General features: G+C 56.6%; 12 protein-coding genes and 1 pseudogene. 3 read left to right on the forward strand and 10 right to left on the reverse strand.

All coding sequences use genetic code 11. The features are described from left to right. Positions 1-600 precede the first annotated feature (600 nt). Entirely contained in the window at positions 601-1623 is a 1023-nt protein-coding gene (locus AC1DIS_RS21175; RefSeq protein WP_019649900.1) for a zinc-dependent alcohol dehydrogenase family protein, read from the reverse strand. Between the two features lie 268 nt (positions 1624-1891). Here AC1DIS_RS21175 and AC1DIS_RS21180 point away from each other — a divergent pair, with 268 nt between their 5' ends. Further along, the gene (locus AC1DIS_RS21180; RefSeq protein ID WP_086944243.1) at positions 1892-2806 is read left to right on the forward strand and encodes a LysR family transcriptional regulator; all 915 of its coding nucleotides are present in this window, start codon (positions 1892-1894) and stop codon (positions 2804-2806) included. A 52-nt stretch (positions 2807-2858) separates the two neighbouring features. Here AC1DIS_RS21180 and AC1DIS_RS21185 read toward each other — a convergent pair. Both AC1DIS_RS21185 and AC1DIS_RS21190 read right to left on the reverse strand, forming a co-directional pair. Next, a pseudogene (locus AC1DIS_RS21185) lies at positions 2859-2993 on the reverse strand (beta-ketoacyl-[acyl-carrier-protein] synthase family protein); the annotation flags it as partial. A gap of 12 nt (positions 2994-3005) precedes the next feature. Beyond that, the gene (locus AC1DIS_RS21190; protein ID WP_477743229.1) at positions 3006-3899 is read right to left on the reverse strand and encodes a DMT family transporter; all 894 of its coding nucleotides are present in this window, start codon (positions 3897-3899) and stop codon (positions 3006-3008) included. A gap of 156 nt (positions 3900-4055) precedes the next feature. Between AC1DIS_RS21190 and AC1DIS_RS21195 the strand changes: the two genes are divergently transcribed. Then, complete coding sequence (locus tag AC1DIS_RS21195) at positions 4056-4637, forward strand: helix-turn-helix domain-containing protein (protein WP_192350575.1); 582 nt, start codon at positions 4056-4058, stop codon at positions 4635-4637. Positions 4638-5272: 635 nt separating this feature from the next. Here the strand turns inward: AC1DIS_RS21195 and AC1DIS_RS21200 are convergent. Then, positions 5273-6391: an NADH:flavin oxidoreductase gene (locus AC1DIS_RS21200; protein WP_019579029.1), complete on the reverse strand. Its 1119-nt coding sequence runs from the start codon at positions 6389-6391 to the stop codon at positions 5273-5275. Between the two features lie 102 nt (positions 6392-6493). Between AC1DIS_RS21200 and AC1DIS_RS21205 the strand changes: the two genes are divergently transcribed. Then, a complete protein-coding gene (locus AC1DIS_RS21205; protein ID WP_019579030.1) occupies positions 6494-6883 on the forward strand; it encodes a winged helix-turn-helix transcriptional regulator in 390 nt (129 codons plus the stop codon). 105 nt (positions 6884-6988) lie between these two features. Here AC1DIS_RS21205 and AC1DIS_RS21210 read toward each other — a convergent pair whose 3' ends face one another. From AC1DIS_RS21210 to AC1DIS_RS21235, 6 genes are all read right to left on the reverse strand, one after another. Continuing rightward, positions 6989-8284 (reverse strand): OprD family porin, encoded by a 1296-nt coding sequence (locus AC1DIS_RS21210; protein WP_477781060.1) that lies wholly within the window; start codon positions 8282-8284, stop codon positions 6989-6991. Between the two features lie 286 nt (positions 8285-8570). Then, entirely contained in the window at positions 8571-9266 is a 696-nt protein-coding gene (locus AC1DIS_RS21215; RefSeq protein ID WP_111455236.1) for a DUF4286 family protein, read from the reverse strand. Positions 9267-9287: 21 nt separating this feature from the next. Then, a complete protein-coding gene (locus tag AC1DIS_RS21220; protein ID WP_111455237.1) occupies positions 9288-10181 on the reverse strand; it encodes a fumarylacetoacetate hydrolase family protein in 894 nt (297 codons plus the stop codon). Between the two features lie 3 nt (positions 10182-10184). Next, positions 10185-10985 (reverse strand): 2-keto-4-pentenoate hydratase, encoded by an 801-nt coding sequence (locus AC1DIS_RS21225; protein WP_477743062.1) that lies wholly within the window; start codon positions 10983-10985, stop codon positions 10185-10187. Beyond that, positions 10982-11788: an IclR family transcriptional regulator gene (locus AC1DIS_RS21230; protein WP_477781061.1), complete on the reverse strand. Its 807-nt coding sequence runs from the start codon at positions 11786-11788 to the stop codon at positions 10982-10984. Before AC1DIS_RS21230 ends, AC1DIS_RS21225 begins: the two co-directional genes overlap by 4 nt. A 290-nt stretch (positions 11789-12078) precedes the next feature. Further along, positions 12079-13257, reverse strand: coding sequence for a fumarylacetoacetate hydrolase family protein (locus AC1DIS_RS21235; protein ID WP_111455240.1), 1179 nt, complete (start codon positions 13255-13257; stop codon positions 12079-12081). Positions 13258-13303 lie beyond the last annotated feature (46 nt).

A 13303-nucleotide genomic window follows, 5' to 3' on the forward strand; every position in this document is an offset into this window, starting at 1 on the left:
GGTATGGGTCATCATTGTTTACCTGTTACTCATAAGTTCGACGCCACGCAAACAATTACATGCACTGCGCGACGGATTGYCTGTCATGAATGGGGTGCCGGGGTTGTTATCAAATGCTAGCACTTAAGCATTTTGTAATTATTTGAAATGATTGCATGCCTCGTGAACCCCAAGCAGGGCAAGACCGCCGCAACGCCCGGCAGGACGGGTGTTTCTCGGCCCCGAGCGATGTCCTAGGAAATTTCCGACAACATCCCACAGACGTGTAATACAAAAAATAAAGAAAGAAGTTGCCAATAAATGTATGACCGCCGAGCGGCGTCGAATTATTTGTTGAGCATGTATTGCCGATGCGCGTTGAAAAGTTTCAACCTGATACCCAGCCATGACTCTTTCCTTGAGATGAAATAATCATTCAATTATCAGGGCTTACATAATGATTAGAAGATACAGATCGAGAGCAAAAACCAGTTCAGTTGCTGAACCGCCCCACCGAGGGATCGATGGGATGTCTCATTTTGGAGGTTTTGACAGCGGAAAAGTCCGTGCCTGCACGGACCTTTCCAGAGGGGCTTATACAAAGAGGCTCGTACGAAGAGCTCAGGCAGGTTCGACCTCAAGGGCGACCCGTTCGCGGCATGGGCATTCGTCCATGTAGCGGTGTGCTTCGACAAACTGGGAAAACGGGAATACCCGAGTCTTGAGCGGCAGCAGCACATGGTCTGCGGTCAACTGGTTGATGTCGCGCAGGGCACGTTGCAGCGCGGCCTGATCCTGGAGGATGCCCAGCTCCGGTTTGCCGGTGAAGTTGCCGATACAGTGCACGAAGAACTGAATGTTCTTCTGGAACGCCGCACAGGCCGGAAATGGCGTCTGGTTACCACCTTGCAGGCCATAGAGCACCAGGCTGCCGCGAGGCGCGAGCACATCGCCGAGCAGCGACATCTGCGGGCCGCCCAGGCCATCGAACACCACATCGACGCCACGGTTGTCGGTAATTTTGTTGATCCGCATCAGCAGATCTTCTTCTTCGGTGACGATGACTTTTTCGGCACCCAGCGACAGCAGGTATTCACGCTCGTCCGCGGTTTTGGTCGCAGCGATTACTCGCACACCAAGGGCTTTGCCCAGCTGTACGAACGACGGCCCGGCGCAGTGACTGGCGTCGGTCACCAGAGCGAATTGCCCGGGCTTGACGCGCGCCAGATCGGTGTAGCCAAAATAGGCGACCAATAGCGGTGTGTAATGCACGCTGGCTTCGACCGGGCTGAGCACGTCCGGGTAGCGGGTCAGCGCCGTGCGCGGCAGAACGATCTGTTCGCCGTAGACCGGATAATCGTTGGGGCTTTCGGCCGGGAAGCTGGCGACCTTGTCACCGATAGCGAGGTCATCGACCCCCTCGCCGAGCGCCGTGACCACGCCGGCCATTTCATGACCCAGGCCTGAAGGCAGGCGAGCATGGGACGAGGCCAGGTTCTGGCGCCAGAGAATGTCGTACCAGCTGATGCCTATCGCCTCGACACGCACCTGCACTTCGCCCGGCGCAGGCAGAGCGGCCGCATGCTCTTCGCATTTGAGCACCTCGGCTGGACCAAACTTGTGAAAACGGATCGTGCGGGACATCGCAAACCTCGTCAAAGTAACCTCTAATGCCCTGAACTCTATCTGGGCTTTCTACCCAAGACCATCAGTGGCTATTAATAGTCGACATGCCTGTCATTGATTCCGCAGCGACGGCGACATCATCCAATGCCGTAAAAACCGAAGCAGCCTTTCAGGGAAAACTGAATTACCCTGTGCAGAGTACCAGCCTTTCCCCGTAAGATTCACGCCGGCCATTGTTCTCATATGGTCGCTCACGTCAAGTTTGCTGAATCTGCCAGGACCCCAGATGAATCGTAATGACCTGCGTCGTGTCGACCTGAACCTGTTGATCGTTTTCGAAACACTGATGCACGAGCGCAGTGTGACCCGCGCTGCGGAGAAATTGTTCCTCGGCCAGCCGGCCATCAGTGCGGCGCTCTCGCGCCTGCGTGGGCTGTTCGATGACCCGTTGTTCGTGCGCACGGGCCGCAGCATGGAACCTTCCGCCCGAGCGGTGGAAATCTTCGCCCTGCTCTCGCCGGCCCTGGATTCGATTTCCACCGCGGTCAGTCGCGCGGCGGAATTCGATCCGGCCACCAGCACCGCGGTGTTCCGCATCGGCCTGTCGGACGATGTCGAGTTCGCGTTGCTGCCGATGCTGCTCAAGCGCCTGCGCGCCGAGGCACCGGGCATCGTGCTGGTGGTGCGTCGGGCCAACTACATCCTGATGCCGAACCTGTTGGCCTCGGGCGAAATTTCCATTGGCGTCAGCTACACCGCCGACCTGCCGGCCAACGCCAAGCGCAAAGTACTGCGCCGCAGCATGCCGAAACTGTTGCGAGCCGACTCCGTGCCGGGGCCGTTGAGCCTGGATGACTTCTGTGCCCGCCCCCACGCGCTGGTGTCGTTCGCGGGCGACCTGAGCGGCTTTATAGATGAAGAGCTGGAGAAGCTGGGGCGCAAACGGCACGTGGTGCTGGCGGTGCCGCAGTTCAATGGGCTGAGCACACTGATCAGCGGCACCGACATCGTGGCCACCGTCCCGGACTACACCGCCGAAGCGTTGACCGCCGCCGGTGGTGTTCGGGCGGAAGATCCACCGTTGCCGGTGCGCAGCTTTGAATTGCACATGGCCTGGCGCGGGTCGCAGGATAATGATCCGGGTGAGCGGTGGTTGAGGTCGCGGATTCAGATGTTCTTTGGGGACCCTGAGAGTCTTTGAATCAAACCAGCGTAGCGCCTGATCGCTGGCAACCGGGCGCTATCCATAGCGGTCATGCATGGCGATTGTCCGTACCGTCCACGGTGCGACGGGCCGTGGAGGCGCCGGCACCAAAGATCGGCCAAGTGGCACGGTCTTGCGGGTTGACGACGGAGGTAAAGGCTTCCGCTCCGATCAGCAGGAGGTTTCTCGCCGAGCCCTACATCACTTCCTGATGCGGGGCGCGGCCCAGCGACCAACCGAAGTTCATGCCCGCAGCCGCCAACAGGATGGCGCTCGCGCCAATTACTTGCAGGACGCCGAGCGGGTGGGCGAAGGCAACCCAGTCGACCAGGATGGCGACGATCGGATAGATGAACGACAGTGCCCCGACCAGCGCCGTGGGGATTTTCTGGATAGCGCTGTACAGCAGGGTCGACATGAGCCCGGTATGGACCACGCCGATAATGATCAGGTATGTCCAGGCGCCCTCGACCGTATCGCCCCTGCTGAAATCCACGAACGGTGCCAGGACCAGCACGCCTACCACCATCTGGATCAGCACGATCAGGTGCGCGGGCAGGTCCTTGAGGCGCTTGGTGATCGCCGCCGCCACTGCGTAGAAGAAGGCTGAAGCCAGGGCCAGGCAAACGCCCAGCAGGTAGTCGGCGCCAGTGCCCTGCCCGCTGCCTTTGGCGGACACGATCAGCATCAGACCGGCGAAGGCCAACAGCAACCAGCCGACCTTGGCGGTGCTGAGACGCTCGGCGAAGAACAGCACACCCAGACCGACCAGCATGAACGGCTGAACGTGGTAGACCACCGTGGCAATGGCGATAGAGGAATGTTTGTAGGCACTGAACAGCAGCACCCAGTTGAGGATCAGCGCCACCCCGCCAAGGCACACCAGAATGAACTGCCGGGCGTTGATCAGGGAGCGGCGCAGCACCCCAAGCACCAGGCATGTGACCAGCATCGCCATGGCGCCGAACAAGCAACGCCAGAACACCACGGCCTCCGGGCTCTGCCCCGACATGATGACGAACCAGCCCACCGTGCCGGAGATCACCATGGCCGAAATCATTTCGAGCGTCCCACGGGTTTGCGACTTCATCACTCACTGCTTCCTTGCTGCCGGCATTGCCATAACCTAAGCCGCCATTCGCGGGGGTTGGTTCGGCAAATAGAACTTTATAATGAACTAACGCTCACTATACTGAACAAAACGCGCTGGGAGCGTCAACTCATTTCAGGATGATTTAAAAAACGAATGACCAATATAACGAACAACCTGCTGAGAAATAACCCGAGCCGAATCGATCTGCTGGCCCTTTCAATCAAACGCGAGCGCCTGGCCGCCGGGCTTTCCTTGACCGAGCTGGCCAAGCGCGCCGGGGTGGCGAAGTCGACCTTGTCTCAATTGGAGTCGGGAATCGGTAACCCCAGCATCGAAACCTTGTGGTCGCTGGCGATGGCAATGGGCTTGCAAGTCACTCGGTTCTTCGAGCAACCCCAGCAGACCCTGCGGGTGATTCGCGCCAACGAGGGTATGACGACCTATGCCGAGACTGCCAATTATGCAGCGACACTGCTTGCCGATTGCCCGGCGGGAGTACAACGTGATATCTACCGGCTCAAAGTGCAGCCCGGCGAAGTTCGGCTGTCTCAGCCTCACCCACCGGGAACCGTAGAGCACGTGGTGTTGTGCAGCGGCAGCGCCCATATCGGCCCGGCGACTGGACCTGTATTGCTGAACGCTGGCGACTACATCAGCTACCTGGCGAATGTGCCTCACGTGTTCGAAGCACTCGAGGCGGACACCACTGCGGTGATGGTGATAGAGCATTCCTGAGATAGGTGGCATGGACACGCCAAATGTTGAATCGCCCTGAATTTTCTGGACGCCCTGACAGCGACTCACGATGCCCCTGACTCCAATGCGGAGTTAACAGTAACCATTAGAACCCTAATGGAATTCAGCCAGTACTCGCCATTTTCGTTCGCTCGTGTATCACGAGCGACTTGGGGGTAAAAGTGGGGGGCATCATCAGTTTTTTTATCGCGCGAACCACTTTCCTAGAGCCCTGCCCAAATGTTTTCGATCTCAGGTGTACCCTGAAAAGCAGCGCTCAAACCCGTCACCCTCTCCGCCTTCATCACCATTTAATAACAGAGCGTTATAGGTAAATCGCAGATGGATTCTTCGCCGCAGCCTTGCTGCTCAATCGGTGGATTCCCGCGCCATGAAAAATCTAACTACATTACCTAGCAACACTGTGTAGCCTGCGCGTAAATGCCCGGGCCACACTGCAACGCAATCCTGTTTGCGCGGATGTTGAGTGGCCTTGACATGTTCGCTCAATTGAAACAGTCATTGCGCACTCAACAGCAGATTACGATCTCCACCTCGCAGCATCCGAGGCTAGACCTCTGATTCCTTCAGACTAAAACCTTTGTGGCATCACACTCTCCACTCCGCAGTAAGGCTCAAGCCAATTCGGCTAAAGATGCCGGATTGAATCCCTTCAGATCTGCGTAATCTCCATTTTCCACTTTGGCGACCCAATCCTTGTCACTCAGCAGAACACGCCCTACAGCGATCAGATCAAACTCTTCGCGCTCCATGCGTTCGATGAGCCGATCCAGGCTCGCAGGGATTGATCCCTTTCCGGCGAAGGCGTGAGTAACATCATTATCCAGCCCAACCGAACCAACGCTGATGGTTGTGGCTCCAGTGACTTTCTTTGCCCAGCCCGCGCAGTTCAGTCCGGTCTCCCCGTCAATTTCGGGAAACTCAGGTTCCCAGAAGCGTCGCTGCGAGCAATGCAGAACATCAACACCAGCCTCAACCAACGGCAGCAGCCAGTCTTCCATTAATGCAGGAGTGTCGGCGAGGCGCACGCCAAAGTCCTGCTGCTTCCATTGGCTAACGCGCATGATGATAGGGAATTCGGACCCGACCGCATGACGAACGGCAGACACGATCTCAGCGGCAAAACGGGAGCGCTCTTTGATAGTCGGTCCGCCATAACGATCGGTGCGCTGATTGGTGCCGGCCCAGAAGAACTGATCGATCAAATAACCATGAGCCCCATGGATCTCAACGGTGTCGAAACCCAATCGTTTCGCATCCGCCGCTGCCTTGGCGAATGCAGCAACTGTGTCTGCAATATCCTCTTCGCTCATCGCCACACCGCGCGGGTCGTTTGGCGAGTCGAGGCCAGATGGGCTTTCAACTGGCGCATCAGGCTCCCAGCCGCTGACGTCACGCACTGCACCGGTGTGCCAGAGTTGCGGCCCCATCCGGCCACCCGCATTGTGAACAGAATCGATCACGTTCTTCCATCCGGCTAACGCTGCCTCACCGTGGAAAAAAGGAATGTTGGAACCATTACGTGAAGCGGGACGATCAACGACGGTGCCTTCCGACAAGATCAACCCGACCTGACCCTCTGCCCGCCGCCGGTAGTAAGCAGTGCTCCCTTCGCCGGGGATGCCCTGCGGCGAAAATTGCCTCGTCATCGGCGCCATGACAATCCGGTTTTTCAGTTCAAGCGACCGGATGGAAAAGGGACGAAATAAAATGCTGGTATCTAGGTTTGACATTGGATGGACTCCGTTTGCTTTTGGAAGCCATATAAGTATATTTTGTAAACCAAATGTCAATTAGGCACTTAGAGTCGCCTAGGTATACATGAGGAAACTTCGATGCTGGAATTAAAGCCGCAATGTTTTTCGTCGGAGTGCCCAAGCCGGGCGCTGTTCGACCAAATCGCAGACAAGTGGTCGATGATGGTTCTGGCGGTACTTGATGACGGGCCGCATCGCTTTAATGCCATCAGGCGCCGCCTGGAGGGCGTCACTCAGAAGGCACTGACACAGTGCCTGCGACGGTTGGAACGAAATGGTCTCGTCTCGCGCCAAATCATTTCGTTCTCGCCTGTGGCAGTGCAGTATGAGATCACCCCACTTGGTCGAACACTGCAGCAGCCATTTCGCGAACTGCATAAATGGACGCTCGACAAATTGCCTGAAGTTGAAGCGGCCCGGTCGAAGTTTGACGAGGCCGCGGAGGCAAACCTACCAACGCCACATTAAGTGCCTAATTGACGCTGGGTTTATCTGCAACCGCCTGATGAAGTTATTACTGTTCAAGCGATCGCAGAAGTCACGCTGCCAGGTATTGGGCGAGCGAAATACTCGTCACAATAACGATATGGGATAATTAATAAAAATCCGGTTTTCATCAAACTCATTGGTGCTGAAATCCCTGCGAACACTCGAATTGCGCCATCTAACGCTGAGATTTTTCAGCGCGCCGGACTGCACAACGTAGGCCAATTCCGATTCTCGGCCCCATTCCTTGCCATCTGTTATCGAACCTGTGTGGACATTATCACCGCTGATATATCGGTTCATTAATGTCAGTCCCGGGATACCGAGCACAACGAAATTAAAGTCATGGCGTACCTGCCATGAGCGCTCCTGAGCGTTATCAAAACTGGAGTTATAGCTATCGTTGGCCAAAGTTCCGCCACTGGTGCCGTTGACCCGCATCCACGCGCTGTCGCCGGTGAGTTTTTGCAAGCCCACGTAAAAGGTGTTGCCGCCGTATTTGGCCGAGAGCAGGGCGAAGGTGGTTTTGTTGTCGAGGTCGCCAGCCAGGGCTCTGCCATCTTCCTTGCCGTTGAAGAAACCGAGATTAGCCCCCAGGATCCAGTCGCCCACGGGCTGGCTATGGGTGAGGTTGATGTATTGTTGCTGGTAGATATCGGTCAATTCGGCGTACCACAGACCGACCTGGGTGCGCTTGTCGTTGAAGGTGTATTCGCCGCCGCCGAAGTTGAAGCGGTCGGAGGTGAACGCGGCTTTGCCGTTCATGAACATGTCTTCCATGCTCGCGTCGTTGCGTGGGCTGTTGCTGCGAAATTGGCCGCCATAGAGTGTCAGGCCGGCGATCTCGTTGGAGGTCACCTGACCGCCACGAAACGTCTGTGGCAGAGAACGACCATCGTCAGAGCGCAGGATCGGCAACACGGGCATCCATTCACCCACCTTCAATTCAGTCTTCGACAGCTTGGCTTTCAGCGCCACGCCCAGACGCCCAAAGTTTTCGGCGGGGCGGCCGTCATCGTGGATCGGCAACAGTTGGGTACCGCYGGTGCCTTTGCCACCATCAAGCTTTTGAGAATAAAGACCCAATACATCAACACCGAATCCTATCGGCCCAGCGGTATAACCAGAGCGAGCGTCAAGGATGAAGCTCTGTGTCCACTCCTCGGCTTTGTTCTGTGGTGCGGCGCTGTTGGGATAGGCAGGATTGATGAAGTTGCGATTGATATAAGCGTTGCGCAAATTGAGAGTTGCGGTAGCGCCATCGACAAAACCGCTATTTTGATCGGCTTGAACAGCCGCTGACGAACCCGCGCAAACCGCAAGAGTCAGACTGATCAGAGAGTGATGTGCGGGCACGTTGCGGGAAATAATAGGGTAGCGCATGATGTTTTCTCACAATGAGTTATTATTGTTTTTGTTGCGATTTTTAGCTCGCGAATCAACTTGGTCACAGGCAGCTCGAAGAGCTAATTACCGAGAAACTGCGGGAATCCCTTATCTGTCTTGTAACAGTCCGTTATTGAGCAACTTGATAATTGTTTAATATCACCTTAAGCAAAACCCGAGCGTGCGCAGACGCGAGCCTGACTCAATGCCGGTAATGGCACGCTCGTGGGGAATTGCGTAAGAACAACGACTGAAAGTTAAAACGTACTCGAACGCTCGGCGATCAACCCGCACTCCCCGGCGTTTTGCAACGTGTGTATTCCAATTGATAAAGCGTGGTTTCTGGTCCCGTCAATTGCCCCTCCAACAGCCGTTTTAGCTCGGCCACAAAAGACTCGCCGGCGACACGAACGTAGTCAGGTGCACAACCTTCGATCATGACGATCCAGGCCGGTATTTGGGTCCCTTCGGCGCGGGCCTTTTTCTCTGCGGTTTCAACTCTGCTCACGGCCTCATCAGCTACACACAAATGCACGCCCGTAATACCTTGTTTATCAGCAAGAGGAGGAAGCACGCGTTGGCGCAATGCGTCTGACACCGATTTATGCTGGCCTTCGACAACATCGAAACGGACCGTTAACAAATACGCGCCCTGCCCTACACCGCTGGTGTAAGTAACCTCGCAGATGGATCGCGCGACGTTGCGATATGACTGCACCGACTGCTTTGTCCAAGCCGTCGGACTGTTGAGACGCGATAAATAATCCTGCCCGCCCAACACCTGCACAGTGTCAGCCTCATAGAGGTTGAAATAGGTCGGACCTGCATCCAGAGCGATGTATCGGCGCCCCCGTAAAAAGCCCGGAATTCCGGCCCGCTCAGGCATGTGTTCTCGGTTATGCCACTCATAGAACTCGTCCCGCGCTTCGGGCAAAAGATCATGCCAAATCGCGACTACACCTGTTCCTGCAAAGCTCATAGCGTTTTCCTCTAGCGATAGTCAGTCAACATTGGGATGGCGACCGGCGACCCATGCAGCGCCCATTTCAGCAACGTAAGGAACCACGGTCTGAAATTGCTCACCCAGCCCTTGGCCACCGACACGCATGGTGTCACCCGCCTTGAGAAAAACCGGTGGTTTCTGCCCGAGCCCTACACCTGGTGGAGTACCGGTAATGATGACGTCACCCGGCATTAGCGGCATGAAGCGACTGAGGTACGCGACAATATGTGCAACGCTGAAAATCATCGTACGGGTATTGCCGGTCTGGAGACGTTTGCCGTTCACGTCGAGCCAGAGGTCAATGGCCTGCGGGTCGGCAATTTCGTCACGGGTGACCAGCCAAGGTCCCAGTGGTGCGAAAGAAAAACCGCTTTTCCCCTTGGTCCACTGACCTTCGTACTCCAGCTGATAAGCCCGCTCGGAAACATCATTGGCCAGGCAATAACCGGCGATGTGATCCAAAGCCTGCGACTCATCAATCTGCCAGGCGGGCGTACCGATGACGATGGCCAGTTCGACTTCCCAATCAAGCTTCTGAGCCCCCGTTGGTAAAATGACCGGGTCATTGGGGCCGCTGATGGACGCGGTGTGTTTGTTGAAGACCACCGGCTGGCTCGGGATAGGTGTATCCGTTTCAGCCGCGTGATCGGAGTAGTTCAGACCGATGCAAATCAGGTTCGGTACGTTGCCTACGCATGGACCAAGACGTGTGCCAGGCGCCACCACTGGCAGCTTTTCAACGTCAACAGCACGCAGTTTTTCAAGCACTGCAGGGCTCAGAGCCGACGCATCGATGTCATCGACAATGCCCGAGAGGTCTCGAACGATTCCTTGCGAATCCAAAACTCCCGGCTGTTCCTGCCCCGGCAAACCAAAACGAACTAAGCGCATTTGTTACTCCTCCAGCGTTGAGAAATGGACAGACAATGAGCCGGCTTCGCCGAACTGAACATGCAGTGGCTGGTTGACGGGCACATCGAGAACACCTGCATAGGACCCGGTGATAATCACCTGCCCTGCTTGCAGCCCTATCCCTTGTGTAGACAGAAAATTGGCCAGCCATACGATCGGCAACAACGGATTCCCGTCCGGATGGCGGCCCTTGATATTCACAAGCTCTGCCGTTGCATCGCTCAGGGTGATATCCAGTTCAGAGGGAATGCTGGCAGGGTTCGACAGCGTGATTGGCGCCCCGAATACCAGGCCGTGATTGAATAAACCGTCCGCGAGCAATTGCTCGAACGGCAGTGTGTGTGGATCGGTGTAACGGCAATCGATCACTTCCAATGCCAAGTGCACGTCGCTGATCGCAGCAACGATCTCTTCAGTTGTATAAGGCTCAACACGAGCCGGCAAATCATGGGCCAGGACGGACGCCAGTTCAGGCTCGATGCGCGCCTTATCGGCGTCGGCGGCCAGTCGGTAACGTTCGCCTTTTACGATGCTGTCGCTGTAGATCGGGGCAACGATCCACTTGCCAGCCGGGGGTAACGCACACTTCCACCCCCCCACGGTTTTTCCAGCCAATGGCCCCACATGCTGCTGAATGGCAAAACCTTGTGCGAGGCTGCCTGGCAGGTTCGGGCCTGGCAAGGATGCCAGCCGAACACCCTCTAGCCGTGCACGGACCAGAGCGGCAGCGGCGACTTCCAACCCTGACCCCGCCTCGGTCCATGCAGGTGCGAGCTGGCTCATACGTTCTCCGTATGCACACTGTTCTGGCGCGGCCAAACCGTACCCAGCTTGTTGGCTGCATCTTCGAGCAGAGCATGCAATTGGTCATAACGTTCAGGCTGCATGCGCAAGACCGGGCCGGCGATACTCATCGTGCCAACCACAGTGCCAGRTGGAACCAGCTTGACCGGTACGGCGATCGCCCAGACACCCGCCTCGGCTTCTTCAATGACCAAGCCATACCCGCGCTTGCGGGTCAGCGCCAGCTCGRCCAACAAGCCTTCGATGCTGCTGATCGCTTTCGGCCCCTGCCCCATCCCGGCATCAGTTTTCCCCAGGCCGCTACGCAGCGCATGCTCAATGGCCAGTTCATCCGGCATTGAGGCCAGCCAGGCTTTGCCATTGGCGGTGGCGTAGAGATTGATCGGCTTATCCATGGCTGGCGAATACATAAGCCCTGGCGCAGCGCCTTGGGCCGAAGACAGCCAAGACAAGGTGCCCTCGTTGACCACCGTCAGGCGCACCAACTCTTGGCACTGAACAGCCACTTGCTCAAGGATCGGCTGGACCAACTCAGGCAAACCAATTCCATGCAAATAGCGCTGCCCCAACAGCGCCAGCTTCAGCGTCAAGCGGTATTGCGAGGTGGCTTCATCCTGTTCTGCCCACCCTTGCTCGACTAACTGAGCAAGCACTCGATGAGCAGGCCCCTTTTCCAAGCTCAGCTCGGCTGCGATATCGGACATCCGCATCCAGCGAGCTTCACGTGCCAGCAGCTCAATAGCCTCCAGGCAACGGTCAACAGCACCTTTGACGACTCTCATATTTTTCTCGACTTATCTTTGACAATGAGGTGAATGTGAGCAACATTGTTCGTACTGGAACGACGTTCCAATAGTATGCAGGCGTCACCCGATAAGTCAAACCTGCTTGTACCTGGTTCGCCTTATCGAGACAGGGCTAGCCATGCAACCGGGTCTCCAGAAGGTGGGAGACGCCTGGCGGATATAAAAAACCGGACCCTTCGGATTCGGCTCTTTATCAATAGACGTGCACCCGTGTTTGTTCAATCGTTGCGGGAGAACACCCAATGCAGCTCACCCACCTGCCTTACCTACAGCAGCCCGCGGGCAGCAAGATTGTGCATCATCGCTCGCAAGCCGAAAGTCCAGGGTGCAGCCTCATGGCTGTAGGTGACTGTGTTGCGCAACGTGCCCAGCAACGGGCTCCCAATGCTGACCTCATCACCCTGCTTATGCGTAAAGCCGCTTCCCGGTGCCTCACGATCCTGGGTAGGCGCAAACAAGGTTCCGAGAAAAAGCATGAAGCCATCAGGGTATTGGTGATCACCGCCGACCGTCTGGGCCACGAGATCCAACGGATCACGGCTGATCAACGCCATGGAACTGCTGCCTTCAAGGATGAAGCCGTCGTCGCCCTGAACCTGCAAATCCACGACGCAGTTGCGCACGTCGTCGAGGGTAAACGTTTCATCGAACAGACGAATAAATGGGCCGATCGCACAGGACGCATTGTTGTCCTTGGCCTTGCTCAGCAGCAGTGCGCTGCGGCCTTCGAAATCACGCAAATTGACGTCATTGCCCAAGGTGACGCCATGCACTTGGCCTCGGCTGTTCACCGCCAGCACAATTTCCGGCTCTGGGTTGTTCCATTCAGACTTGTGATGGATGCCGATTTCGCTGCCACTGCCCACGGCGGCCAGAACCGGTGCCTTCGTGAAAATCTCCGCGTCCGGGCCGATACCGACCTCCAGGTATTGCGACCACATGCCTTGCTTGATCAGCACAGCCTTAAGGCGCATCGCTGCTGGCGAGCCCGGCTTGATTGCCCGCAAGTTATCGCCGATGGCTTCTTGCACCAAGCGGCGAACACTTTCCGCTTTTGCAGCATCGCCTCGGGCCTGCTCCTCGATTACCCGCTCAATCATGCTGGAAGCGAACGTCACCCCGGCTGCCTTGATGACTTGCAAATCTGCTGGGGGCAACAGCGATGCCTTGCCGGGATCGGCATGGCTGCCAGTGTTTCCAAGCAATTCCTCGACAGTCCCGACGTACCTGCCAGACGCCTGACGAACCGCCAACAACGGCGAGGTGTGTTCCAACAGTTCGCTCATTGTCGAAAAGACTTCAGAAAGATCAAACACACCGTCATCGCGCAGCACCACTGGCGAGGGGCCTGCAACCGCACCCGGGATCCAGGCACGGCCGATCAGTGTTCCGGCCAAGCCATCCACTGGCAGGGTGTTTTCGCGCGTCAGTTTCAGATTCGACATAGAGCTTCCAGATCAGTCAGCCATCAGAGCCGTAAAAGTAATGGAC

Source organism: Pseudomonas sp. 05N433 (genome assembly GCF_056396925.1).